The sequence below is a fragment of the Virgibacillus ndiopensis genome (assembly GCF_900187325.1).
GTDB classification, from domain to species: Bacteria; Bacillota; Bacilli; order Bacillales; family Amphibacillaceae; genus Virgibacillus_E; species Virgibacillus_E ndiopensis.
On sequence record NZ_FZMZ01000006.1, the window covers coordinates 526,126 to 553,011 of the forward strand.

General features: G+C 37.6%; 23 protein-coding genes. 16 read left to right on the plus strand and 7 right to left on the minus strand.

The genetic code is table 11. The annotated features are described in order from the left end of the window. Nucleotides 1-4 precede the first annotated feature (4 nt). Together CS937_RS15180 and CS937_RS15185 are read left to right on the plus strand one after the other, a co-directional pair. Nucleotides 5-1,048 (plus strand): ribonucleotide-diphosphate reductase subunit beta, encoded by a 1,044-nt coding sequence (locus CS937_RS15180; RefSeq protein WP_425445484.1) that lies wholly within the window; start codon nucleotides 5-7, stop codon nucleotides 1,046-1,048. An 8-nt stretch (nucleotides 1,049-1,056) separates the two neighbouring features. Then, the gene (locus tag CS937_RS15185) at nucleotides 1,057-1,512 is read left to right on the plus strand and encodes a flavodoxin domain-containing protein (RefSeq protein ID WP_099159319.1); all 456 of its coding nucleotides are present in this window, start codon (nucleotides 1,057-1,059) and stop codon (nucleotides 1,510-1,512) included. A 116-nt stretch (nucleotides 1,513-1,628) separates the two neighbouring features. Here the strand turns inward: CS937_RS15185 and CS937_RS15190 are convergent, their stop codons facing one another. After that, nucleotides 1,629-2,462 (minus strand): pentapeptide repeat-containing protein, encoded by an 834-nt coding sequence (locus CS937_RS15190; protein ID WP_245835763.1) that lies wholly within the window; start codon nucleotides 2,460-2,462, stop codon nucleotides 1,629-1,631. 289 nt (nucleotides 2,463-2,751) lie between these two features. Between CS937_RS15190 and hutH the strand changes: the two genes are divergently transcribed. Genes hutH through hutG form a run of 4 tightly spaced genes read left to right on the plus strand, consistent with a single transcriptional unit; the run spans nucleotide 2,752 to nucleotide 8,135 of the window. Then, nucleotides 2,752-4,281, plus strand: coding sequence for a histidine ammonia-lyase (gene hutH / locus CS937_RS15195; RefSeq protein WP_099159320.1), 1,530 nt, complete (start codon nucleotides 2,752-2,754; stop codon nucleotides 4,279-4,281). Next, nucleotides 4,274-5,926: a urocanate hydratase gene (gene hutU, locus CS937_RS15200; RefSeq protein WP_099159321.1), complete on the plus strand. Its 1,653-nt coding sequence runs from the start codon at nucleotides 4,274-4,276 to the stop codon at nucleotides 5,924-5,926. Before hutH ends, hutU begins: the two co-directional genes overlap by 8 nt. 57 nt (nucleotides 5,927-5,983) lie before the next feature. Further along, complete coding sequence (gene hutI / locus CS937_RS15205) at nucleotides 5,984-7,213, plus strand: imidazolonepropionase (RefSeq protein WP_218012849.1); 1,230 nt, start codon at nucleotides 5,984-5,986, stop codon at nucleotides 7,211-7,213. Beyond that, nucleotides 7,191-8,135, plus strand: coding sequence for a formimidoylglutamase (gene hutG / locus CS937_RS15210; protein WP_099159323.1), 945 nt, complete (start codon nucleotides 7,191-7,193; stop codon nucleotides 8,133-8,135). The genes hutI and hutG overlap by 23 nt, the downstream gene beginning before the upstream one ends. A gap of 32 nt (nucleotides 8,136-8,167) precedes the next feature. Here the strand turns inward: hutG and CS937_RS15215 are convergent, their stop codons facing one another. Further along, complete coding sequence (locus CS937_RS15215; protein ID WP_099159324.1) at nucleotides 8,168-8,497, minus strand: winged helix-turn-helix transcriptional regulator; 330 nt, start codon at nucleotides 8,495-8,497, stop codon at nucleotides 8,168-8,170. A 219-nt stretch (nucleotides 8,498-8,716) separates the two neighbouring features. On the opposite strand from CS937_RS15215, the gene CS937_RS15220 reads away from it, so the two are divergent. Further along, a complete protein-coding gene (locus CS937_RS15220; RefSeq protein ID WP_099159325.1) occupies nucleotides 8,717-9,955 on the plus strand; it encodes an aminopeptidase in 1,239 nt (412 codons plus the stop codon). 194 nt (nucleotides 9,956-10,149) lie between these two features. Here CS937_RS15220 and recQ read toward each other — a convergent pair whose 3' ends face one another. Both recQ and brnQ read right to left on the minus strand, forming a co-directional pair. After that, nucleotides 10,150-12,297 carry a DNA helicase RecQ gene (gene recQ, locus CS937_RS15225; protein WP_099159326.1) on the minus strand — a complete coding sequence of 716 codons (2,148 nt, stop codon included), beginning with the start codon at nucleotides 12,295-12,297 and terminating at the stop codon, nucleotides 10,150-10,152. A 141-nt stretch (nucleotides 12,298-12,438) separates the two neighbouring features. Next, nucleotides 12,439-13,734: a branched-chain amino acid transport system II carrier protein gene (gene brnQ / locus CS937_RS15230; protein WP_176555854.1), complete on the minus strand. Its 1,296-nt coding sequence runs from the start codon at nucleotides 13,732-13,734 to the stop codon at nucleotides 12,439-12,441. A gap of 289 nt (nucleotides 13,735-14,023) precedes the next feature. Between brnQ and CS937_RS15235 the strand changes: the two genes are divergently transcribed. Further along, complete coding sequence (locus CS937_RS15235; RefSeq protein WP_099159328.1) at nucleotides 14,024-15,868, plus strand: cation:proton antiporter; 1,845 nt, start codon at nucleotides 14,024-14,026, stop codon at nucleotides 15,866-15,868. 87 nt (nucleotides 15,869-15,955) lie between these two features. On the opposite strand, the gene CS937_RS15240 is transcribed toward CS937_RS15235, so the two are convergent. Next, complete coding sequence (locus CS937_RS15240; RefSeq protein ID WP_099159329.1) at nucleotides 15,956-16,138, minus strand: SE1832 family protein; 183 nt, start codon at nucleotides 16,136-16,138, stop codon at nucleotides 15,956-15,958. Nucleotides 16,139-16,228: 90 nt separating this feature from the next. On the opposite strand from CS937_RS15240, the gene CS937_RS15245 reads away from it, so the two are divergent. Beyond that, nucleotides 16,229-17,074, plus strand: coding sequence for a GNAT family N-acetyltransferase (locus CS937_RS15245; protein ID WP_099159330.1), 846 nt, complete (start codon nucleotides 16,229-16,231; stop codon nucleotides 17,072-17,074). 41 nt (nucleotides 17,075-17,115) lie between these two features. Here the strand turns inward: CS937_RS15245 and CS937_RS15250 are convergent, their stop codons facing one another. Then, the gene (locus CS937_RS15250; protein WP_099159331.1) at nucleotides 17,116-18,198 is read right to left on the minus strand and encodes an AI-2E family transporter; all 1,083 of its coding nucleotides are present in this window, start codon (nucleotides 18,196-18,198) and stop codon (nucleotides 17,116-17,118) included. Between the two features lie 249 nt (nucleotides 18,199-18,447). On the opposite strand from CS937_RS15250, the gene CS937_RS15255 reads away from it, so the two are divergent. The 3 genes from CS937_RS15255 to CS937_RS15265 all read left to right on the plus strand — a co-directional run bounded on the left by CS937_RS15255 (nucleotide 18,448) and on the right by CS937_RS15265 (nucleotide 21,156). Then, nucleotides 18,448-20,190 carry a phospho-sugar mutase gene (locus tag CS937_RS15255; RefSeq protein WP_099159332.1) on the plus strand — a complete coding sequence of 581 codons (1,743 nt, stop codon included), beginning with the start codon at nucleotides 18,448-18,450 and terminating at the stop codon, nucleotides 20,188-20,190. Nucleotides 20,191-20,308: 118 nt separating this feature from the next. Then, nucleotides 20,309-20,668: a DUF488 domain-containing protein gene (locus CS937_RS15260; RefSeq protein WP_099159333.1), complete on the plus strand. Its 360-nt coding sequence runs from the start codon at nucleotides 20,309-20,311 to the stop codon at nucleotides 20,666-20,668. A gap of 155 nt (nucleotides 20,669-20,823) precedes the next feature. Beyond that, the gene (locus tag CS937_RS15265; RefSeq protein ID WP_099159334.1) at nucleotides 20,824-21,156 is read left to right on the plus strand and encodes a hypothetical protein; all 333 of its coding nucleotides are present in this window, start codon (nucleotides 20,824-20,826) and stop codon (nucleotides 21,154-21,156) included. A 248-nt stretch (nucleotides 21,157-21,404) separates the two neighbouring features. Here CS937_RS15265 and CS937_RS15270 read toward each other — a convergent pair whose 3' ends face one another. Then, nucleotides 21,405-22,397 carry a DUF4003 family protein gene (locus CS937_RS15270; RefSeq protein ID WP_099159335.1) on the minus strand — a complete coding sequence of 331 codons (993 nt, stop codon included), beginning with the start codon at nucleotides 22,395-22,397 and terminating at the stop codon, nucleotides 21,405-21,407. A 158-nt stretch (nucleotides 22,398-22,555) separates the two neighbouring features. Between CS937_RS15270 and CS937_RS15275 the strand changes: the two genes are divergently transcribed. From CS937_RS15275 to CS937_RS15290, 4 genes are all read left to right on the plus strand, one after another. Next, nucleotides 22,556-22,861 (plus strand): PadR family transcriptional regulator, encoded by a 306-nt coding sequence (locus tag CS937_RS15275; protein ID WP_099159336.1) that lies wholly within the window; start codon nucleotides 22,556-22,558, stop codon nucleotides 22,859-22,861. 16 nt (nucleotides 22,862-22,877) lie between these two features. After that, on the plus strand, nucleotides 22,878-24,080 hold the full coding sequence (chrA, locus tag CS937_RS15280; protein ID WP_099160084.1) for a chromate efflux transporter: 1,203 nt from the start codon (nucleotides 22,878-22,880) through the stop codon (nucleotides 24,078-24,080). Between the two features lie 596 nt (nucleotides 24,081-24,676). Beyond that, nucleotides 24,677-25,117, plus strand: a complete 441-nt coding sequence (locus CS937_RS15285; RefSeq protein ID WP_099159337.1) for an OsmC family protein — start codon at nucleotides 24,677-24,679, stop codon at nucleotides 25,115-25,117. A 266-nt stretch (nucleotides 25,118-25,383) separates the two neighbouring features. Then, on the plus strand, nucleotides 25,384-26,778 hold the full coding sequence (locus CS937_RS15290; RefSeq protein ID WP_099159338.1) for an L-cystine transporter: 1,395 nt from the start codon (nucleotides 25,384-25,386) through the stop codon (nucleotides 26,776-26,778). Nucleotides 26,779-26,886 lie beyond the last annotated feature (108 nt).

The following is a 26,886-nucleotide window of genomic DNA, read 5'->3' on the forward strand; positions in this document are numbered from 1 at the left end:
AGTGATAACGAATGAACCAATAACAAGGATTAATTTACTAAACCCGGAATATCCTAATAAATCAACGGGACTCATTAACGGAAAATCTTCTGGACTACTAAATTGGAATGATATTGCTTATCCGCAAATGTATGATTTGTATCAAGCATTGCTATCAAATTTTTGGAAAGCACAAGAAATCAATATGCAAGACGACATCAAACAATGGGACTTGCTGAGTGAAACTGAAAAGGATGTGTTTTTACGAATAAATACACAGCTGGCTCTTTTGGATAGTCTGCAAACTCCGACAATGAATCAAGTGATGGATTATGTTTCTGATTCCAGTTTTAAAGCAATTTTTGCAGTGATTTCCCAGCAGGAGGCAGTGCATAATGAATCGTATTCGTATATTTTAAGCTCGTTAGTACCTTTACGCGAGCAAAATGAGCGATTTAACCAGGCAAAAAGCGATCCAATTGTTTTAAAAAGAAACAAGTTAATATTAAGCAGCTATGATGATTTTAGAAATAATCCAACACCTGAAAATATATTTAAACTAGGAGTTAACTCTATTAATCTTGAAGGAATCTATTTTTATGCGGGATTTGCCTTCTTTTATAACTTAGCACGCCAGCAAAAAATGCTCAAAACAAGTACAATGATTAGTTATATTCAGCGTGATGAGATGCAGCATACATATTTCGTGACGCAATTTATTCGGATTTTGCTGTCAGAGAATAAAGAGCTCAATACAGACGAAAATATCAATTATATTTATCAAACCATTGCGAAGGCAACGGAACTGGAGAAGGAATGGGCACATTATATTTTAGCTGATATTGAAGGAATTGATTTAGTTGAATTTGAGCAATATGTGGAATATCTTGCTAACAAGCGCTTACGCCAGCTAGGATTGAAAAATCTGTATGAAGAAAGAAATAATCCGATGCCATGGATTCACGTATTCAGTGATGAAATGATCAATGAAACCAAATCCGATTTCTTTGAACAAAAAGCTCGGACTTATTCAAAAGTAACCCAGTCAAATGGGTTTGAGGAATTGTAGGTGAAATGATGCGAATTGCAATTGTGTATACTTCGGTGACAGGTAATACAAAGGAATTGGCTGAGTTAGTTCAACAAAGCTTTATAGCTCGTTCAATAGATGTAGACTTTTTCCCAGTGAACCAATTTCCGTTGGATAGCATTCTAGAATATGACGCCATTGCAATCGGAACTTATACTTGGGGAAATGGAATAATCCCTAAAGAAATGATGGATCTTTTTAAACAAATTGAAGTGGTGGATACAACACATATAACTACTGCTGTATTTGGTACAGGTGACAGCTTTTTCCCATACTTTTGCGGTGCGGTCGATTTGTTCCGTGATATGTTATATGTGCATACAAATTTAGCAGTTACGATGAAAGTGGAATTAAGACCACAGTTAGAGGATATTGCTAAGTGCTCAAGGTTTGTGGATTGTTTGCTGGAGCATGTTAGACAGGAATTGGATATTGTGGGATGAAGTAAAATAAATAATCCCCCATGTGCTTTAGCCAGCCAGTGAGGGATTATTTCCAACATTTACGCAAATTGTTGTTTGTTAGCTTTTAGATTGTCCCTTTTTCTTAGACGTAGTTCTTAATACCAATGGTCCGGAATCCTTAAAGCAGGGGGTAATATTGTGTGAGCATCGCCATTCGCAGCGTTAACCTGTGCTTGCGTTAGAAAGATACTTCCTTCGAGATTGGCACCGCATATATTAGCATCCCTAAAGTCAGCACCGATAAGATCTGTTTCTCTCATATCTGTATTGCTGAGGTCGGCCGCGATTAGAATAGCACCTCTCAAGTTAGCTCCTCTAAGATCAGCACCTATCAAATTTGCGCCAAACAGGTTACTTTTTCTATCAATTTTAGTTTCCTTATTTGGAATGGTCGCCCGAACTAACTCGCTTGTTTGTAAAAGTAAAGTATTAACACTAGCTCTATGTTCAGAAACATTAATGTCTAAAATAGATTTTGGGCTTAGATTAGTGAGATTTTCCGTTTCTTCTATAGCAATCTGTAAATCTTCATGAATCGAATCAGTATGTTCTAAATGCAGTGCTTCGTACAAAAAATAAAGCATCTCATGAAGCTGTTGCATAATAGGAAATACATTAAACATTTCCTTCGCTAACGCTTTGTCATTACGCCAATCGTTCCCATCATAAGTGACTTGAGATACTTTCTGGCCTGCCCCAAAACATTCATATACAGCACAACCTCGAAATCCTTTTTCTCTAAGATCTTTATGAATGCCACAGCGGTAGTCTGATTGCAAATTTGGGCAGGGAGTACCGCCATCTTTATTCAATGCAAAATCAGCAGATTTAGCATATGGCAAAGCCACACAGCACAAACCAAAACAATTTTCACAGTCCGCACTTAATTTATTTTGAATATTGTCCATGTCTGTTAATGATTGTGACAATATTTACACTTCCTTTAGCGATAAAATTACTTAACAATACTACTATCATGAGAAACAATGATTAACTTGTCAAGAATTTTTGCTATTTAAATTTTTCTTGAAACTATTTAATGAAACACTTACAATTATATATAAGAATATTCTAATTTCTGAGGTGTTCATATGTTGTATAAATTCCATCAACATGTAACAAAAAATAAATTTTCACGAAGAGGCTTGGTTCTGTAACCAAGCCTCTTTTACTTTGTTCGCTTTATTATGATAAAGCGGTACTATGGAGGTGTAACAGGTGATAACGTTAACCGGTAAAACATTGACCTTAGATGAAGTTAGACGAGTTGTTTTTGGAAAAGAAAAAGTAGCAATTGCACATGATTCTATTCATAAGATTAAATATAACAGGCAAACAGTAGAAGATTTGATTAATGCCAAAAAAACAATGTATGGCATAAACACTGGTTTTGGAAAGTTCAGCGATGTTGTGGTTGCAGAAGAGGATTTAGAAGAATTACAACTCAATCTGATTCACTCCCATGCCTGTGGTGTTGGAGTGCCTTTTTCAGAGGAAATTAGTCGTACCATGCTGTTGTTACGCGCTAATGCTTTATCACGAGGCTTTTCAGGAGTGAGGCCAGCATTGATTCAGCAACTTGTGGCCCTTGTCAATGCGTCCATTCATCCAGTGATTCCTGAACAAGGATCGTTAGGTGCAAGTGGGGACCTTGCACCGTTATCCCATCTTACTTTGGCTTTATTAGGTGAGGGGGAAGTTTTTTATAATGGTACGCGATTGGATGCTTCCGTTGCACTAGCTGAAGCAGGTATTGCTCCACTAAAGTTGAAGGCAAAGGAAGGACTTGCTTTAATCAATGGTACACAGGCGATGACTGCTGTTGGTGTCGTTATCTATTTAGAAGTAGAAAAATTACTATACCAAAGCGAGCTGATTGCAGCGATGACGTTGGAAGGGTTACAGGGAATCATTGATGCATTCGATGCCGATTTGCATAAGGTGCGTGGTCATCAGGAACAAATCGATGTAGCTGAGCGGATTCGCACTATTTTATCCGATAGTAGGCTAATTACAAAACAGGGAGAATTACGTGTTCAAGATGCCTATTCCTTACGATGCATCCCACAGGTATTGGGGGCATCATGGCAAACGGTTCATTATGCAAAGGAAAAATTGTTAACAGAGATTAATGCCGTTACAGATAATCCATTAATTTTCTCTGAAGATAACAAAGTGATTTCAGGTGGGAATTTTCACGGCCAACCAATTGCATTTGCAATGGACTTTATCAAACTAGGAATCGCTGAAACTGCAAATATGGCAGAACGCCGTATTGAACGACTAGTTAATCCACAGCTTAACGATTTGCCAGCATTTTTAAGTCCAAATCCTGGGTTAGAATCAGGTGCAATGATTATGCAATATAGTGCAGCTTCACTGGTTTCCGAAAATAAGACATTAGCCCATCCGGCAAGTGTTGATTCCATCCCATCATCGGCAAATCAAGAGGACCATGTGAGTATGGGTACAATTGCTGCAAGACACGCGCTACAAATGCTCACAAATACTCGTCGAGTTGTTGCGATTGAGCTTATTTGTGCGATGGAGGCTGTCGAATTTCGCGGTATAGGAAGCATGGCAACACGGACTAGGAATTTTTATGAAAAAGCACGAAATATCGTTCCTTCGATTACAAAGGATCGTGTATTTTCGACAGATATTGAAAGGTTATCAGATTGGTTAAAGGATACAGCGGTTAGCTGTGTGGAACGAAATTATGTCAAAGGGGGAGTTTTTCATGAATAAGGTTAAGGTTCAGGCGAAAAAAGGGTTGGAGTTAGAGTGTAAAGGTTGGGAACAAGAAGCTGCGTTACGGATGCTATACAACAATCTAGATTCAGAAGTTGCAGAAAATCCGGAAGAGCTTGTCGTTTACGGTGGCATTGGCAAGGCCGCTCGTAATTGGGAAGCGTTCGATGCGATTGTCAATACATTACGAAACTTGGAAAATGATGAAACAATGCTCGTACAATCCGGAAAGCCTGTTGGTGTATTTAAAACACATAAACACGCCCCAAGAGTACTATTGGCTAACTCAAATCTCGTTCCTGAATGGGCAAATTGGGAACACTTTCATGAACTTGATCAAAAAGGATTAATGATGTATGGCCAAATGACAGCCGGAAGCTGGATTTATATTGGTACACAGGGAATCTTACAAGGAACCTATGAAACTTTCTCTGCGCTTGCAAAAAAGCATTTCAATGGAACATTGCGTCATACGATCACATTGACAGCGGGACTTGGTGGTATGGGTGGTGCACAACCGCTTGCAGTAACAATGAATGAAGGGGTTGTTATTGCAGTAGAAGTTGATAAAAACCGTATCGAAAAGAGGATAAAAACAAAGTACTGTGATGTAATGACCGACAGTATTGATGAAGCTATTGAACTAGCAAATGACGCAAAGAAAAATGGGAAAGCATTGTCAATAGCTCTCTTAGGAAATGCCGCTGCAATCCATCTTGAACTACTTAGCTGTAACATCGAAATTGATATTGTTACAGATCAAACGTCTGCCCATGATCCATTAAATGGTTACGTTCCAGTAGGTTATAGTGTAGAAGCGGCGTCTAATTTACGTAAAAACGATTCCGAAGCATATACAAAACTGTCCCAAAAGAGCATGGCGAAACATGTAGAAGCAATGCTTGCCTATCAGAGCAGGGGTTCCATTGTGTTCGATTATGGAAACAACATTCGACAGGTAGCCAAAAATGAAGGTGTAGAAAATGCATTTGATTTCCCTGGGTTTGTTCCAGCCTATATTCGTCCGCTGTTTTGTGAAGGGAAAGGTCCATTCCGCTGGGCAGCACTTTCTGGTGATCCAGAAGATATTTATCGAACAGACCAGTTAATCAAAGAACTTTTCCCAGCAAACGAGGCACTAAATCGTTGGATTGATATGGCTCAGGAGCAGATAGCGTTTCAAGGGTTACCCTCTCGTATTTGCTGGTTAGGTTACGGGGAACGGGTAAAAATGGGGCTTGCCATCAATGAGTTAGTTAAAAATGGTGAATTGAAGGCACCTATTGTAATCGGCCGTGATCACTTAGACTGTGGCTCGGTTGCTTCACCAAACAGGGAAACAGAAGGAATGAAGGACGGCAGTGATGCGGTAGCTGACTGGGCTATTCTGAATGCATTGATTAATACGGCTGCTGGTGGATCATGGATTTCGTTCCATCATGGTGGCGGTGTCGGCATGGGGTATTCGCTTCATGCAGGTATGGTCGCTGTCGCAGATGGTACTGATTTGGCGAAAGAGCGATTGGAACGTGTACTGACCACAGACCCCGGGATGGGAGTTATCCGCCACGCTGATGCAGGGTATGAAAAAGCAATAGATTTTGCTGATGAACATGATATTCACATTCCAATGGAAAAATAGGAGGTTTTAGATGTGCAGGTCGATCTACTTATAACAAATATTGGTCAATTACTAACAATGGATAAAAGTGGTCCCGTAAAAGGAAAAGAAATGAATGATTTACCCGTTATGGAGGGTGCGGCAGTTGCGATCAAGGATGGCAAAATTGACTGGATTGGTTCAACTGACGAAGCATCCAATGCCTTTGCCGAGAGAACAATCGATGCTAAGGGAAAACTTGTTACTCCAGGACTTGTCGAACCACATACACATTTAGTTTTCGGTGGATCACGTGAAACGGAAATGGCATTAAAGCAACAAGGTGTACCTTATTTAGAGATTTTAAAACAAGGTGGCGGAATTTTATCGACAGTTAATGCAACAAAACAGGCATCATGTGAGAAACTTCTACAAAAAGCATTGTTCCATTTAGATCGAATGGCAATGTATGGAATTACTACGGTAGAGGCAAAAAGCGGTTACGGATTAGATAAAGAAACTGAACTAAAACAATTAAACGTAGTAAAAGAAGCGAACGTAAAGCACCCATTAGATATTGTGTCGACCTTTTTAGGAGCACACGCAATACCACCTGAATATAGAGAGGATCCAGAGGCATTTTTGGAATTAATGAGTGACCTGTTTGCTGAAATTAAAGAAAATAACTTAGCTGATTTCGTTGATATTTTTACAGAAACTGGTGTATTTTCGGTTGAACAATCAAGACGCTATCTACAAAAGGCAAAAGAATATGGCTTTGGCGTTAAAATTCATGCTGATGAAATTGATCCTTTGGGTGGGACAGAGCTTGCTGTGGAAATGGGCGCAATTAGTGGAGATCACTTAGCGGTTATATCAGTTGAAGGAATTAAGCAATTGGCAGCATCCAACACGATTGGCGTCATTTTGCCGGGAACAAGCTTTTATTTAGGAAAAGATTCGTATGCTCCAGCACGTGAAATAATTGATCAAGGCGCGGCTGTTGCGATTTCTACTGACTTTAACCCGGGAAGCTCGGTAACCGAAAACCTGCAATTAATCATGTCAATTGCCGCATTAAAACTAAAGCTGTCTCCAGCAGAAATATGGCACGCGGTAACGGTTAACGCGGCACATGCGATTGGAAGAGGTAACGATGCAGGGACAATTGCCACAGGTCGTAAAGCCGATGTTGTCATCTGGGATGCGCCAAATTATATGTACATCCCATATCACTACGGGGTTAATCATGTAAACACGGTTATCAAAAACGGAGGAGTTTTACATGAAAGGCAGGAGATTCAATATGACAGCATTACGTCATTTTAAACCTGCTGGAAAGGCGATTTTTAAGGATCGGCATACTATAAAAGTAAAGGAACTGTTACAGCCATGGGAGGAGGGAACGACCGGTGAATTTGCAATTGCTGGTGTTCCTTTATCAAAGCCTTCAATCAGTCATTCAGGGGCATCGTTCGCTCCGGATGCAATACGTTCCGCTCTTCAAAGCTATACGACTTATTCGGCTGAAGCGGGATTCGAGTTTACTGATCACATCATGGACTTTGGTGATATTTACATGGATCCAACTGATGTTAGTGGTAATCAGCAACGTGCTTATGAAGGATTACATGATGCATTTATAACAGAAGCTGCAAAATGGTGGATGATTTTAGGTGGCGATCATTCGATAAGCCATGCTTCGATTAAAGCATTCCAGGAGCAATACGGAAAAATTGGTGTTATTCAATTTGACGCCCACCATGATTTACGAAATACCGAAGATGGTGGACCAACGAATGGTACACCGTTTCGCAGGTTGTTAGAAGAGGGTGTTATTAAAGGTGACCATCTAGTGCAAATAGGGATACGTGATTTTACCAATGCGAAGGAGTATCATGATTATGCCTTAAACAAAGGTGTTACAGTTTATACAATGGACGATGTCTGGCAATTTACGATAAAGCATATAGTGGAAAAGGAAATAACACGATTAGGAGCTGGTGTTGATGCTATCTATTTATCAGTCGATATCGATGTCTTGGATCAGGCATTTGCTCCTGGCTGTCCGGCGATTGGTCCAGGTGGAATGGACAGTAAAACATTGCTTGATGGAATCAATCTTGCAGCACAGAACGAAAAGGTCCAGGCAATGGATATTGTAGAAATCGATCCAACCATTGATTTTCGAAATATGACCAGTCGCGTAGCCGCTTATTGTATGTTGAATTTTATGAAACAAAAGTACTAAAAAAGGAGGCTGTTAATTAACAGTCTCCCAGATTACACTTTTTGTTCTTCAATATCGTCTAATGAGATCCAGTCTTCTGCCCAATTTTGGATTTCTTTAATGACTGGTTCTAGAGCTTTACCTTTTTCTGATAACGAATATTCAATTCGAACCGGAAACTCAGAGTAAATATTCCGTTCAACAATTCCTTCTTTTTCTAACATTTTCAGTCTATCAGAGAGTAATCTTCCGCTGATTGGTAGGCCTGCTTCCATTTCTGAGAAACGTTTAGTACCGTTTAGAAGCTCAAATAAAATAAGCCCAACCCAACGTTTGCTCATTAGTTGCATAGCACTTTCAAAACGCGGACACAATTCTTTCATGAAGACCACCTCTCTCTAGATATAGTAATTACGAAAAGTAACCTAATACAATCATAACATAACATGTCAATGGCGTAAAATAGTAATATAAATTGGAAGGTAATCCATGTGTTAACTATTTTGTTACACAATTGTAAAAATTATTTGGCTATTTATTAATTTTATGAAATAATAACGGTATACGAAATATTTTTTGATTACAAAACTGGAGGTAGAAGTATGGTAGACCATCGAACACAGGAGAAATATGCAGAATTAGCATTGAAAACAGGTGTTAACCTACAAAAAAATCAAGCTCTAATGATTAACGCACCTATTGAAGGCGCTGATTTCACTAAAATAGTCGTTCGTAAAGCATATGAATTAGGCGCTAAAGATGTACATATTAATTGGGTTGATGATGAATTAACCTTATTGAAATATGAAAATGCACCAGATGAAGTGATTGCTGATTACCCAGAGTGGAAAGTGAAATTGCATGATTCATTTGCAGAAGATGGTGCAGCGGTATTAAATATTCGCTCAACAAATCCGGATTTGCTAAAGGATATAGATCCATCCCGTGTTGCAAAAGCGAACAAAGCTGCAGCAGAAGCAATGAAAAATTTTCGCCAATATACAATGAATGATCGTATTACATGGTCAATTATTTCCATTCCAACTGGAGACTGGGCACAAAAAATCTTCCCTGATAAATCGAAAGAAGATGCCGTTGCAAGTCTATGGGATGCAATTGTAAAAATTGTCCGTGTTGATAAAGATGATCCAATTGCTGCGTGGGATGCACATAATGAAACATTAAAGACTGCCCGTGAATTACTAAACAAGAAAAACTACAAAAAACTAATCTTCAAAGCACCTGGAACAAATTTAGAAATGGATTTACCTGAGGGGCATATCTGGAAAGGTGGGTCCGCAGTTTCTGAAAAAGGGATTACATTTAATCCAAATATGCCTACAGAGGAAGTATTCTCTATGCCACACAAATATGGCGTTAATGGTACAGTTTCGAGTACAAAACCATTAAACTATGGTGGTAGCTTGATCGATAATTTCAGCTTAACTTTTAAAGAAGGAAAAGTTGTTGATTTTAAAGCAGAACAAGGGGAAAATACGTTAAAGCATTTGTTGGATACTGACGAAGGTGCACGAAGATTGGGTGAAGTGGCACTAGTACCACACGAATCACCAGTATCTCAATCTGGTTTAATTTTTTACAACACATTATTTGACGAAAACGCATCATGCCATATCGCACTAGGGAAAGCGTATCCGACTAATTTAGAGGGTGGCGCTGCTATGGATGAAAACGAGCTTGATAAGCACGGCGTTAATGACAGCTTAACACACGTCGATTTCATGATTGGTTCCGAAAAGCTAGATATTGATGGTGTTAAGGAAGATGGAAGTACAGAAGCGGTATTCCGTAATGGAACTTGGGCTTTTGATATTAAATAAATAAGATGTAAAAAATGCCATGCACGTTGTTTACATAAGTGCATGGCATTTTTCTTCTTTACAATTTGATGGATGGATAATTAGAAGCCTGAGCGGAGAACATCGTCCTGAGAGCCGGAACATCATCCCGAGAGCCGGAACATCATCCCGAGAGCGAGAACATCACCGCGTTGACCCACAAACAAATAACTCAATCACATCAAACCATTCTTGACCAAAACAGCCTTTATCTTCGTATAACTATAATCCTCAGGCAAAGCCTCTCTCAATGGTTTCAACTTAGGTTCTTCAACCTCAGCGCGGGCTGCGAGGACAGCTTCTTCCTCATTACTATTAAAAAAGATATTCCATGCAAGCGGATAGCCATCCTTGAATGCTTTAAAGATATGACCTTCAATTGTAACGTGTGATAACCCTCGGATTACCGAGATATCTTTAATTGATTTTCCAGATTGAAATAGTTGATAGCTGACAATATGGCTAGGACCTTCATCATCATTCTTTCTCGCAGGCTTTAGCTTCATTGAATTACCGGAAATTCGTATTTTGGGTTTTACGTCAGGATTATTTGAACGCCATTCCACTATTGCATTCAAAAATTCCTCACCATATTGCTCATATTTTCTCTCACCAACCCCCTTGATTGAAAGCATGTCTTCTTTTGAATCAGGAAAATAGCGGCTTAATTCTTTTAACGTTGCATCGGAGAACAACACATAAGGTGGAACGTTTTTCTCGTCTGCTAATTTTTTTCGTAATGCTCTCAGAATACCAAACAAGTCTGTATGGTAATCTGCCTCTTCACTAGTTGGAATCGGCGCGGTGTAGATCCATACTTTCTTCTGGCCTTTCAGAACTTTAACGGATTCTTGATTTAACTTTAAAGTTGGAAAGCGCCCCTCTTCGGTTGCAAGTAATTTTTCCGCAACTAAAAAATGGATCCATTCTGTTAATTCTTTTTCGGTGTAAGCAGTTAAAATACCGTATGTTGTTAGTCGATTTAATCCAAATTCATTAATCTTTTTATCGTTCGAACCTTTTAATACCTTTGCGGTCATACCAACACCAAATCGTTCACCCATCCGTTTAACACATGACAATATCATTTGTGCTTCTTCGGTAATGTCTGATCGTTCCTGACGATGTAAGCAATTACTACATCGTCCACAAGCCTTCTCCTCAGGAATATCATTAAAGTATTCTAAAATAAACGATGTTAAGCAGCTATGTGTATGACAATAATTGATCATCGCTTGTAATTTTCGATACTCAGCACGTTTAGCATCGTCGTCCATTTGCGATTGTTCAATTAAAAATTTCTGTAGCTGAACATCTTGTGGTGAAAATAATAGAATACAGTCACTTGGTTCACCGTCCCGTCCTGCACGTCCTGCTTCCTGATAGTATGATTCTATTGTCATCGGCATTGAATAGTGGATGACATATCGAACATTCGATTTGTCAATTCCCATTCCAAATGCGTTTGTTGCGATCATCACTGTTTTCTCCTCTTGTATAAATGCTGCTTGTGCAAGCTTTCGTTCGTCCTCAGAAAGACCTGCGTGGTATTTTGCTACAGCAACGCCTCTACGTGTTAACTGCTCATACAATGTATCCGCTTGTTTTCGAGTGGCAGTGTAAATGATGCCTGATTCGTCTTTATGTTCTTCCAAAAAGGAGCGAATGTAGGTTGCTTTATCCTTTCCCTTGACAATATGAAAGGATAGGTTTTCACGTTCAAAGCCAGTATTGATAACACATTCATTTTCAATATGTAATAATGATTGAATATCCGAAATAACCTCTTCGGTAGCAGTTGCTGTTAACGCCATGAATACAGGGATGTTTGATAACTGTTTCAGGTTAGGAACGATCGATCTGTAGCTTGGTCTGAAATCATGTCCCCATTGCGAAATACAATGTGCTTCATCAAATGCAACTAATGCAAGTGGAATTTGTTTAACGGCATTTATAAACAGTGCTGATTCAAATCGTTCAGGTGCAACGTAAACAAATTTGTACCTTCGTACTTCCATGTTGCGAAGGCGCTCTTGTTGTTCAGCTGTGGAAAGGGAGCTATTTATAAATGTGGCAGGAATACCAAGGGAATTAAGGGCATCAACCTGATCTTTCATTAATGATATTAATGGAGAAATAATAATTGCTGTTCCGTCAAGTGACAGACCAGGGATTTGATAACATAATGACTTACCGCCACCAGTTGGCATAACCGCCAGTGAATTTTTAGTTTGTAATACGTTGTCGATTGTCTCTTTTTGTCCTGGACGAAATGTTTCATAGCCAAAATAAGTTTGTAGTATTTCTTCTTCTTTCGTAATCATGACGATCCTCCTCTATTACAACAATCCTAACATATTTTTGCCTGCTCAAAAGTGGATTTTGAAAAATTGAATTTTAGATTATTTTGTTGCTCAATAATGGAATTTTACTGCAAAAATAAAAAAAGCTGACAAATGTCAGCTTTAATTTGAAAGCCTAGGATTCAACTCTTCCCGAAATATAAAACCGATTAGACCACCTATAATTGCAGGCACAACCCAGCCTAATCCAAGTTGAAATAATGGCAGCATTTCCATGTAAGGAGTAATAGTCGAAAGTTTGAACCCAAATGCAACTAACCCATCGTATAAACTAGTTATTGCTGTTAATAAAATTGCCCCACGAAAAACGGCTTTAGATCCATTAAATAACTTTTGCGTAAATGTTAACAATATGAGTACAATCGCTATTGGATAAATAAATACAAGCACTGGTATGGAATAGCTAATAATGGTATTTAGACCTTGGTTTGCTATTAAGTAACTCGTAATTGTAACGACAAGAATAATCCATTTATAATTAAAATTCGTTATTTTTGTGAAAAACTGTCCGCATGCCACGATTAAGCCTACTGATGTCGTAAAGCATGCTAGGGTAACGATGATACCAAGTAGTAATGTACCAAAATTACCGAACATTAAGTTGGCAGCACTGGATAAAATGTCACCACCGTTACTGTAGGAACCGTTTGTAGCCATTTTTGCGCCAATCCAACCGATTGATCCATAAACACCTACTAAGCCAACACCTGTAATTAATCCGGCTTTTAACGTTGATTTCACTAATTCTCGTTGTGTTGTGACCCCGCGATCTTTAAATGCATTCACAACTATTATGCCAAATGCTAGCGCCGCTATGGCATCCATTGTTAAATAGCCTTCAACAAAACCTGTAAAAAGAGGTGAATCTGAATATTTATCAGTTGGCTGGGATAGTGGGCTATCTAATAATAGAAATCCACCAACACTTAACGCAACAATCGCAAGTAAAAGAATTGGTGTAAGGTATTGCCCAATTCGGTCAACCATTTTAGACGGATTTAAACTTACGATAAACACGAATAGGAAAAAGACCGTTGTAAAAATAAATAAGCTTGATGATGTATTAGTTGTAAATGGCTCTACACTCATTTGGTATGCAACGGTTGCTGCGCGCGGTATTCCGAAAAAGGGTCCGATAGCAAGATATACGATAGATGTAAAAATCAGTCCAAAAAGAGGGTGAACTTTGTCAGCTAACTCACGAGCATCATTTTTTACAAATGAGATTGCAGTTACTGCTAGTATCGGTAATCCAACTCCTGTAACGACAAATCCAATGATTGCCAACCAGTAGGAGGTACCTGAGTCGATCCCTAAAGTAGGTGGGTATATTAAGTTACCTGCACCAAAAAATAATGCAAATAACATAAATCCTATAATAAAGGTGTCTTTATTCATGATGAAAGTCCTCCTGGCTTAGATATGCTTTACTATTTGGAAAGCGATTCCAGTGTGCTGTATTTTCAATATTGTCAGATAATTTAAATGATAATTTTTTTCCATGGTTAGAAGCAAAACTAATAGTACAAGAATAACAATTGCTTGTCAATGCAACGAATCATAGAGTTTTGACATTTATGTGACAGAGTGGATTGTTCCTGTTCTAAATTAAAGATTAAAATTGTTTACATTAGTTCTAGATGAATATAAAATGTCTTTATATTATGAAGGGAATTGGGGGTATGAGATGTTTCCATCACTTTTATTTGAAATTATGTTAATAGGTTTTTTAGGGATCGGTTCTCAGTGGTTATCATGGCGTTATCGTATGCCAGCTATTGTTGTTATGTCTGTAGCTGGTTTACTAATGGGACCAATATTTGGTTTGATGAATCCCGAGGAAGACTTTGGAGACTTATATAAACCGATAATTACTGTTGCTGTAGCGATTATCTTATTTGAAGGTGCATTGAATTTAAACTTTAAAGAACTACGAGGTCTTGGACGACCAGTGTTCCGTATTTCAACTTTCGGTGCGTTTATAGCCTGGATCTTAGGATCGCTTACAGCACATTATATAGCAGGATTGTCTTGGGCAGTTGCATTTGTAATTGGTGGTTTATTTATTGTGACTGGTCCGACTGTTATTTTACCTTTACTACGACAGTCCAAATTAAAGCCACGACCAGCAAAAATTTTAAAATGGGAAGGAATTATCGTTGACCCTATTGGAGCATTGCTTGCAGTTTTTGCTTTCGAGATAATTGCTTATTTAACAGCCACTAATCCAGACGGTTCTGCGCTTCTCATGTTCTTTGCAGCATCCATTTTTGCCGCTATTCTTGGTTGGGCATGCGGTCGGGGGATTGGGTGGATGTTTGAAACTGGAAACATTCCTGAGTTTTTAAAATCACCCGCAGTATTTATAGTTGTTATTACATGCTTTACTATTGCAGATGAAGTCATGCATGAAACTGGTTTATTGGCAGTTACTGCAATGGGTATGACACTTGCTAATATGGGGATTAGTTCTGTCGCTGACATGCGTCACTTCAAAGAAAATATTTCCATATTACTGATATCCACCATATTCATTATGCTAACGGCTTCATTAAATTTAGAAACTATTCTACAAATATTTAAACCAGAGATTATTGGGTATGTAATATTAATGACGTTTGCAGTACGTCCGTTATCGATTTTTCTATCAACTATTGGCACGGACATATCATTAAATGAGAAAATTCTAGTGGGATGGATTGCACCACGAGGTATTGTAGCCTTAACTGTATCTAGCTATTTTGCAGCAATATTAGCGGATGCAGGGTATAAAGATGCTTCTATTATTACAACCTTAACATTTGGGCTTGTATTTTTTACTGTTGTTGCCCATGGGTTTTCCATCCGCTGGTTGGCGAGGAAACTTCATTTATCAATGGAAGGAAGACCAGGAACAATTATTATTGGTAGTAATGGATTTACCGTTGAGTTGGCAAAATCACTGGCAAAATCAAAAACCCCCGTTATCATCGTTGATGGCTCATGGGAAAGGTTACGTAAAGCACGTGAAGCTGGGATTCCATTTTACCATGGAGAAATGCTTTCTGAACAAACCGAATATCATTTAGACACTACTCCATATGAATATTTAATCGCAGCAACGGAGTTTCATTCATACAATTCACTTGTTTGTACAACATTTATGCCAGAGTACGGACGAACAAATGTATACAAAGTAAGTCCATACGAACAAGTAGATAGTGATGATACAAATGACATTGTAGACAAGATTGGTGGTCGAATATTATTCGGTGAGGAAATATCATCAGAGGATTTAACAAGAAAAATTTCATCGGGTTTTGTGTTTAGGCAAACAACTATAACAGAACAATATAATTACAGACGTTACGTTGATGAACGAGATGAGACAACAGTTCTCCTTTATTTTATAAAGCCATCAGGTAAGATTATTTTTTATTCGGAAGAGATGAAGTCGACACCTGAATCTGGAGATACGGTTGTGAGTCTGGCCCCACAAGATAAAAAGATCCAAGCAAAATTAGAGAACAGACGGAATACTAATGGGAAATAAAACAGTGGAGACCGCATATTTTGCAGTCTCCACTATTTTATTATCAGACAGAGTCCATGCGTCTACCCTGCACTTACGCTTTTGTTATTATTTGTCAAGCTCATCTAGCTTATGATTCATTTTTTTAATTTCTTCCTCTAGTTCGATGAGTTTTTTTTCAGCTGTTGATGTTCTCCCACCGACCAACACTAATTTTTCCATGTCCGCTTGGATTCGAACATAATCGGACTTAAGCTCCGCTAGCTTTGCTTCAATCTCTTTTTTTGTCATATATATCACTCCTATTTATATTTTAGCTGATTTCCTCTTTACAAGAAAGAATATTAGGTTATTATTAACAATTAAAAAGGGGATCTCTAAATGCATATAACACTTGTTTCGCAACCGGAAGTCTTTGCAGAAAAGGTAGAAGCATTACTTTTAAAAAAAGAAGCATGCAATAATTTAATGTTAGGTCTTCTGAACAGGTTATTAGATAGGGAACAAACCACCGCAGAATATTATTTAGGGTATGTTGAAAATAATAATGAGGTAATATTTGCGTTTATGCGAACTTCTCCAAATAATTGGATATTAGCTGATGTTGACTATTTAGTTGATAATGTTGTTAAAGCAGTTGCAAATTTTATCTTTAAAAAAAATCTGGAAGTTCCCGGTATAGTAGGTCCTACTAGATTTGCAAAATCATTTGTAGAGGAATGGACACAGTTAACTAACAGGAATGCAGGTGTACATATGGAACAATTAATCTATCAATTAGATCATGTCAATAATGTACCAATTTCTGATGGAAACCTGGTTGAAGCTACAATGTTCCATCATTCGTTATTAACACAATGGTTAGTTCAATTTGGCAGTGAAGCAAACGAAACCATCTCTGAATCAAAGGCGGTACAAATCGCAACGGATTTTATCAACAATCGTTCTGTCTATTTATGGGAAGTGAATGGTGTACCTGTTTCCATGGTAAATCGCTCAAGAAAAACAAAGCATGGGGCCACGCTAAATGCTGTATTTACTCCAGATGAACATAAGCGAAAAGGCTATGCAACAAGTTCTGTTGCTGCATTATCACGAAAACTACTCGATAGTGGATTCCAATTTTGCAGTTTGTACACTGATCAAGCAAACCCAACATCAAACAGCATTTATAAGAAGATTGGTTATTATGTTGTCGGGGATTCGATTGTATATATGTTTAACTAATAGAAGCGAACAATACACATTGGCTGTATTGTTCGCTTTCTTTAAATCAACGCATCCTCTTTTGATTTCTTTGAGTCTTGATATGTCGTATAAAAATGGACAATAATTGTTTTTACAACCGCATAGAATGGTACCGCGAATATGATCCCAAGGAATCCTGCAATACTACCGGCAGCTAAAATCAACGTTATAATCGTTAATGGATGCAACGATAGTGCACGTCCCATTATATTTGGAGAAATAAGATTACCTTCAATTTGCTGTGCCACGATCATTACTACTGCTACCCACACGGCTGTCATTGGATCTTGGAACACGCCGACAATCATTGCTGGGATAACCGAGATAAATGGACCAATAAATGGAATGACACACATAAGCATACCAAACAATGCTAACGTTAATGCGTAATCTAAATCAATAATTAAATAGCCGATGAATAATAATACCCCGATACAAACGCTGACCAAAAGCTGGCCTTGGATATACGATGTTAGTGCTTCATCAATTTTATGCAACAAGCTTCGGATATTAGCTGCCTTTTTCTGATTAAAAATTTGCGTAATAAACGGAACAAACTTATCCCCATCCTTGAGCATGAAAAATAAGAAGAATGGAACCAGAACTAAGGCAAAAACAAATCCGATTAACTGACTTACGAATCCGAAAATAAATGTCATGGCACCTTCAACATAGGACTGTAAATTAGATGTCACTTCATTTATCGTCTTCTCGATATTAGCTGGTATCATATCTTGATTTGATTGCCAATATGTAATTAAATCCTGTGCACTCTTAACCCATTTAGGTATATTGTCAATTAGGTTTGAAAATTGTTTCTGAGCAATAGGCGCAATGTAATTTATAATTAAATAACCGATCAAAATCAATAGTAAAAACACGATGAAAATTGCCAGTACACGGTGAACCTTATACTTCTCCAGATATTTCATGATTGGTCTTGTCAGATAATAGAGTACACCTGCCCCAATAACTGGTACAGCAACGGCCGCCAAATATTTGAATACAGGATCAAAAACAAAATCAGTTACAGATAATAACAAGATTAATAGAAATACTAGAATAAATAGAACTAACGTTTGAAACCAGCGTTTACCGTACACAATAATCACCACTTTCTTTTCAATTATCTATTATGTTCATTTTAACCATAAAAAGTATATTTAGGAAGCAAACTTTAATAGTTTTTCCTGAAACATGATAGAATAAACCATTTTTCCTATCCTAATAGTCGAGCGTACCCCCTCTTCAAGGAATGTGTAAGTGGCGGGAGTATTCATAACAGATAGAATAAACGATAAAAGTATGCTAGAATTTGAACATATTGGTTACGTAAGAAGGGGATATGTTTTATGGTTACGTGGGAGAAAGCGTATAAAAAATGGACATCATATGAGAATCTTAATCCTTTATTAAAGAAGGACTTAGAAAATATTAAGGGTAATCAAGAAACATTAGAGGATGCCTTTTATAAAGAATTAACTTTTGGAACTGGTGGTATGCGCGGTGTTTTAGGACCAGGAACCAATCGGATGAATATCTACACAATAAGAAAAGCAGTAAACGGTCTTGCAAATTATTTAAAAGCTAATTGTGTAAATATTTATGATCGTGGAGTAGTGGTATCCTATGACTCAAGATACATGTCACAGGAATTTGCATTGGAAACAGCGAAAGTACTTGGTGCATACGGAATTAAAACACATGTATTTGATTCATTGCATCCAACGCCACTATTGTCATTTGCAGTACGTTACTTAGGTACAGTTGCAGGAATAATGATTACTGCAAGCCATAATCCACCGGAATACAATGGATTTAAAGTATATAACGAAGACGGTGGTCAAATTACACCAGGCGAAGCAAATGAAATTATTGCTTCAATTCAACAAACTAAAAATGAACTAACGGTTCCATATATGGAAAAAGCTGCATTAGAGGAAAAAGAACTCCTTAATTGGGTAGGAAGTGAAATTGACAATGCCTATCTTGAGCAATTAAAGCAAATATCAAGGCTGGATGTGGAGGAACTAAACGCAGAGAAAGACTTACAAATTGTTTTCACTCCACTTCACGGTACCTCATATGATTTAGTGCTTAAGGGATTAGAACAGTTGAATTTTCCAAATGTTGGAGTTGTAAAAGAACAAGCGGTACCAGATCCAGAGTTTTCAACAGTTAAATCACCAAATCCTGAAGAGCACCAGGCGTTTACGATGGCAATTAAGCAAGGTAAAGAAAAAGATGCTGATATTTTAATCGGTACAGATCCTGATGCCGATCGTTTAGGAGTAGCAGTCCAGGATAAATCAGGAGAATATACTGTTTTGACAGGAAACCAGCTAGGGTCATTATTGCTTGATTATATTCTTTCACATAGTGATAAAGCATTGTTAACCAATCCACGAATGCTGAAAACAATTGTAACTACTGAGCTTGGTCGAGCAATTGCTGGTCATTATGGTGTAGAAACAATCGATACACTAACAGGCTTTAAATATATCGGTGAAAAGATCCACCAGTTTGATGCCTCAGGAGAAACATTTGTTTTTGGTTTTGAGGAGAGCTATGGTTATTTAATTAGCAGCTTTGCACGTGATAAAGATGCTGTGCAGGCTGCTATGATGGCTTGTGAAATGGCATACTACTGGAAAAAACAAGGGAAAACACTACTTGATGCGCTAGAGGACTTATATGAAAAACACGGGTATTATTTAGAGGGGATGTCCTCGTTAACTTTAAAAGGAAAAGAAGGATCAGAAAAGATAGCTGAAATCATGGAAGATTCTCGTAAAAATCCACTGTCTTATATAGCAGGCATAAAGGTTGAAGCGATAGAAGATTATTTATCAGGACAACGTACTTTTTTAACGAATGATCGGAAAATCGAAGCGATTGATTTGCCTAAGGAAAATGTGGTTAAGTTAAAACTTGAAAAAGATAGCTGGGTTTGCCTTCGTCCATCTGGTACAGAGCCGAAAATTAAATGCTATTATGGTGTATGTGGGCAAACGAAGGATGAAAGTACTGCTCGTTTAGCTGATTTAAAAGAAAAAATGAGTGAAGTTATGAATCAAGTTGTAAAACTAGGATAGCTCTCTTAATGGAAAGAATTAATAAGCAGTCAGTACTAATGGAGATTTTAGTATTGGTTGCTTTTATTTTATTTTATAGTTGGGTAATGGTAAATAGGGATAGAGAGGGGTGAATGAATTGCCAATACAACTAAAGCGAATTTATGATAGTTATGATGAGGATGATGGTGTACGTGTTTTAGTTGATCGTATTTGGCCAAGGGGTATTTCTAAAGAAAATGCTAAACTTGATTATTGGATGAAAGAAGTTGGACCGACATCAGATCTTAGGAAATGGTTCGGTCATGATCCAGGTAAATATGAGGAGTTTAAGAAAAAGTATAAGGAAGAGCTTAAAAGTGGCGACCAACAGGAAGAACTTGAAAAATTAAAGAAAATCACGAAGGAGCATAATAAATCTATCATATTGTTATATGCAGCAAAAAATAAAGAACATAATCAGGCACAGGTACTGAAGGAGATATTGGACCATCAGTGAAACGAATACGAAGGCAATCCGAAATTTTGGGCAGCCTTCGTATTCGTTCTGGATAATCTAACAGATCTTTTTAGACAAACTTTAAAAAGGAACTACTACTTTTGTTTGTAATACATAAATATGACTATATAGGATGAAATGAAAGGAGTAGAATAATGAAAACATTTCTCCCTTTGCTTGGCCTAATTTTAACCCTTGTTTTAGTTGCATTTTTTGACGCACCAAATAATATCAAGGGAAGTGACCAGTCCAATACTTTCTATAATACGGATGAAGACACTGAGGAAGTAAACGCTCAAACACAAGAAAATAATGTACCAACTTATTCATCTCTTGTATATATTTTAGAGGAAAGTGAAGAAGTGGACGGGTCTATCATCAAAACTTTCAGGGAATATGAAATCTATGTGGATGAGGAGGGGAATGTGATAAAGAAAGTGCCAACTTCCAACTATAATTATTTAACTTATAAAAATTACGAAGAATAGTATTAATTAATATAATCTCCTTTGGCTGTATTCTAATAGATATTCCAGCTAATTGCTCGTATACGTAAAACCAGTAGAGGAAATACATGAAGATGCTATGGAAAAGTGGGTCAACGGATAGCTTATATTTCCGGAACGGCAGCCTAAGCATAAATTTACGTCACATTTTATATGATAGCGACAAACTATGAGAAATAGCCTAAATAAAAAACCATCCCTACCTACTCTAGTAGAGATGGTTTTTGAAATTAATTACTACCATTAGATGAAGCAGCAGCTGCGGTAGACGCGGCAACAGCAGCCATCATCGCTGCTTGTTGTGCCTGCATAATTGTTTCCATCGTGGTATACATACTTGTCTCAGCCAAACTAGAATGGTTTAACTTTTCACTTGTAAAGAAGTTTACTGCCATTATCAAGTTCATATCTTTTTGCCACTTTATCTCGTTATTAAGCTCATCATAAAGCTGCGATATGATCTTCATGTTAAATTCCTCATATGGAAGAAGAGCTAGCATGCCGATAACTGGATAGTACAATTTTTTAGGCTTTATGGAAGCTTTCGTAAATGCATCATACACATGGACAGATTGGTTTACTAGAGAACTTTCTTCTTGTGAATGACCTAGTGATAAAATATGACTTAAAAACTGAAGTTCATTTCCCTTAGCAAAGTCATGTTGATGCAGCCTATTATAAAATCGTTCCATTCGTTCGATTAATTCCTCAATTGTACCATCTTCATAAGCAAGCAATATTGCTAATGGATAATCATCATTGGACGTTAAAAACATGTGTTCTTTCTTCATCCAATCATAAATTTCTTTAGCCCTGCTAATAATTTCAGCATTATTCGCTTCTTGTGATTTATTCGTTATGATAACGGTCGCGGCAAGGTAAGTAAAGGTTCCGCTTTTAAACCCCGCTTTTTTCAATTGATCATATAAATCGAATAACGCTTTAATCTGGTCATCCGGGTTTTCAAAATTCACATCAAACATTGCGGCAGTAGTAAACCGTGGATAGGAACGCATACTGGAGAACATGCCCGCTCTATTTTTTATTTTATCGGCAAGATCAAGAAGTCGTTCGATTTGAAGCTCCTTGTTGTTGATAACATATTGACTTGCAATCATCATTAATATACTTTTATCCGAGACCTTCCACTTTAAGTTTTGTTTTAATTCCTCATAAACTCTGATATATGCAGCCACTTTATATTGTGGATTTTCTATTGTCATGTAACCAGCCCTTTTTTCGTGCTATTTAATAAATAATACGGAATAGCTAACTTGTTTGTTTCAAAGCAAATAAAATATTTCTCTTGAGTTTATGTTATGTATAAAATATAATCAATATTGATATCCGATATCGGTTTTCGTTATTAGGAGGAGATTACGTGGATAATAAAGTATTAAGAAAATTATTTTTGGGTTTCATTCAAATTCATATATTACACCACGCTAAAGAAGAGGCTGTTTACGGTTCCTGGATGCTAGAGGAATTGCGTGAACACGGCTATGAAATAAGTGCGGGGACCCTATACCCTATTCTACACACTATGGAAAAAGATAGATTATTGGATAAAGAAGATGTAAATGTGGATGGAAAGATTAGAAAATATTATCGCATTACAAGCAAGGGGGAGACTATACTTAACGAAGCACGAGCAAAAGCATATGAACTCTTTAAAGAAATTAAGTAAAGAAAGGGAGAGTAATATGGAAAAACAGCAAGATAATAAAAGTAGTTTTCGAATTCTTTTAGAAATTCTGTTTGCCTCCACGAAGTTAGGTTTCACGTCCTTTGGTGGCCCTGTTGCTCATTTAGCTTACTTTAAAGATGAGTATATTGATCGTAGAAGGTGGCTGGATGATAAAACCTATGCAGATATTATTGCGCTCTGTCAATTTCTTCCTGGGCCTGCGAGTAGCCAAGTAGGAATCTCAATAGGTATGATGCGTGGAGGGATTTTAGGTGGAATACTGTCATGGATTGGATTTACTGTTCCATCAATTGTTGTTCTAATTGTATTCGCAATGCTTTATCAGACCTTTTCCTTAGAAGATGCAGGATTCATTCATAGCTTAAAGGTTGTAGCTGCAGCTGTTGTACTACATGCCTTGATAGGATTGGGGAAGAAACTAACTCCTGATAAGGCACGTCTTACTATAGCTGTTGTGGCTGCGTCTATTATGTTACTTTATCCATCGGCATGGATGCAGATTTTGGTTATTTTAGGAGCAGGATTGTTAGGGTTAAAACTTTTTAAAGATAAGGCCGAGTCTAATGTAAATCCTCTAAATGTGAACATTTCCAAGAAAACTGGAATGATTTCATTGAGTATACTAGTTGTCGCTCTTATTGCCTTACCTATCTTGACTAAGCTTACGAATAACCTTTTTGTTAGTATATTTGATATCTTTTTTAGGGTTGGTTCTTTAGTTTTTGGTGGAGGACACGTTGTATTACCTATGATTGAACGTGAGGTTGTTCCACAGGGGTGGTTGTCACCGGATGAATTCTTGGCTGGATATGGAATGGCTCAAGCTGTACCTGGTCCATTATTTACGTTCTCCAGTTACCTTGGGACAATGATGGAAGGAATAGGTGGGGCTGTCGTAGCTACGATTGGTATATTTTTACCATCATTTTTACTGGTTATTGCAGCTTTACCATTTTTGAACCAATTGCGTAATCGAGCTTCTTTCCAAGGAATTCTTATGGGAGTTAATGCGAGCGTTGTCGGTATATTATTAGCAGCGTTTTATGATCCTGTTATAAAAAGTTCTATCTTTGATGCAACTGACTTTGCTTTAGGTGTTATATTATTCGCACTGCTTAACATTTGGAAAGTACCAGCATGGCTCATTGTTATAGCAGGTGTTATAGGTGGTTATGTTTTTAACCTTATTGTTATCTAATCCTTTAAAAGCTCAACCTTGAAGGTTCATTTCGTAAATGTTGTTGCTTTTATTACGTAGTATCCGTAAAATGCGACATAGATTGAAATTATAGTTAGACTGCCGTTCCGGAAATACACATCGCTTTCCGCGGGCTCGCGCTGATCCTCCTCGGAAGAAAACCACTTCCTGCGGGGTCTCAGCGTCTTCGCTTTCCCGCAGGAGTCTCCGTGTATTTCCTCCACTGGTTTGTGCTTTATATCCTCGTTTGATTTAATGAGGAATTGAAGGATTATAATATCTTACTAGCAGCCCGTATACACGGAGACTCCTGGGGGAGATAAGGCATCGGTGAGACCCCGGAGTGCGTAGCACGAGGAGGCTCATCAGCCGACCTAAGGATCGCGGAGTGTATACGGGCTGCGGGACAAAAGAACGTTCAAAAATGTGTAACCTCACACCAGTTACGTCGTAGTTTATGTTTTATGTGTAAAAAACAACAATCTATTAGTAAACAGCCATCACGAAAAGAAGGAAAGCACTTAGATGGTTACTTGTAAATATCGGTGTTATAGTAGGGACAAGAATAGATTTATTATATAAAATGAGGTGATCCTATGGCTGAGCATCATTTTTATTTGAAAGCGGATTGGCCAGGTGGGCGAAATAGTGAAGGATATATCGAAGCAGGAAACTTACAAACAAAGATATCTATTCCACCTGAAATGGACGGACCAGGTGTTGGAACGAATCCGGATGAAATGTTACTCGGAGCGGCTGCTACTTGTTATATCATAACATTAGCTGCGATGATTGAACGGGCTGGTCTACCGCTACAGGAAATGTCTCATGAATCAGAAGGAATTGTTGATGTGACAAACGGGGTATTTACTTATAAAAAAATTATTCACAAACCAACAGTTGTGTTGAAAAGTGAAGCAACAAATGAGGAATATAGTAGCTTAGAAAAGCTAGTGAAAAAAGCTGAGACAAGCTGTATGATTTCCCGAGCTATTCAAGGAAATGTTGAAATCGAATTAGAAGCGACGATCCATTAAAAAAGGCAAGCACATTTTTATGTGCATTGCCTTTTTTAAAGAGAAAACGTTGTCATAATGAAGGAACCTTTTTTACAAATTAATTTCTTGACATATTATGCACTACCCTCGTATAGTATTAAAGCATACTAAATATATCGGAATTATAAAGTTTTATTTTCTGCTATAAGTATGGTGAATTGCTTATTTTTTTGTGTGATTATTATCACCTTTGATAAGAAATAAGCATAATTAACACTAAGACAATTAAAAAGGGGGTAAGTATAATGGAAATAGTATCTATTTTAGTGAACATCGCAGTTTTAGTAGCAATCATTGGTCTTCTTATCTGGATGCAAAAGAAACACTTATCATTTAGTAAACGCGTGTTCACTGGTTTAGGTTTAGGTATTGTACTCGGTGCTATTTTACAAGCAATCTATGGCACGGGATCAGAAATTTTAACACAGACAACTGATTGGTATAATATTGTGGGTCGTGGATATGTCAGTTTACTTATGATGATCGTTGTACCACTTGTTATGGTGTCGATTATTCAATCCATTATAAATCTTGAAAAGGGTTCTGATTTAGGAAAGATGTCAGCATGGATTATTGGTATTTTAGTAGGAACTGCAATGATAGCAGCAATTGTAGGGATTGGAAGTGCTGCATTATTTGACTTAAATGCTGACCAAATTGAAGCAGGTCAAGCAGAGAACGACCGTGGTGAAATGTTAGAATCTACATTAGGTGAAGTTGAGGATATGTCAACACCTGAAAAAATACTAAGTTTCATTCCTTCAAATATCTTTTTAGATATGACACAGCAAAGATCTACCTCTGTTATCGCAGTAGTAATCTTTTCAATCATTGTTGGTATCGCGGTTCTAGGTTTACGCAGGAAGAATCCTGAACAAGCGGAAATGTTTACGAAAATAGTGAACTCGTTATATGCAGTAGTAATGCGAATTGTTACATTAGTGCTACGTTTAACACCATTTGGTATTCTGGCACTAATGGCAAACACCGTAGCAAACACTGACGTAGCGGGTATTATTGAACTCGGTAAATTTGTTGTGGCATCTTATGTGGCGTTAATTGTTATGTTTATTATTCATTTGGTTTTGGTTGGGGTATTTGGATTAAATCCAATGACCTATTTGAAAAAAGTATTACCGGTTCTAAGCTTTGCTTTCACATCACGCTCAAGTGCTGGTACTATTCCACTAAATATTCAAGCACAAAGAAATTCACTAGGTGTAGACGCAGGTATTGCCAATATGTCTGCATCATTTGGGGCAACAATCGGGCAAAATGGTTGTGCTGGCCTATATCCGGCAATGTTAGCTGTAATGATCGCTCCATCTGTTGGAATAGATCCGTTTTCTCCAGAATTTCTTGTTAAATTAGTGTTAATTATTGGTATTAGTTCATTTGGTGTAGCAGGTGTCGGTGGTGGAGCAACATTTGCAGCATTAATTGTGCTTTCATCTATGGGCTTACCTGTAGCATTAGCAGGGCTCCTTATCTCAATCGAAGCACTTATTGACATGGGACGTACAGCACTTAATGTTAACGATGCAATGCTATCAGGAACATTAACATCACGAATCTTAGGTAAATTAAATTTAAAAACGTATAATGATAAAGCAGCAATTGAAAAAGAAATGTCATTATAATGAGAAGGTCGCTCCTATTAACGGGAGCGGCCATTTTTATGTGATTTTTCATTGAAACTATGAGAATATGAGTATCGCGCAATACCGCCACGTGACCTCGCAACAGAG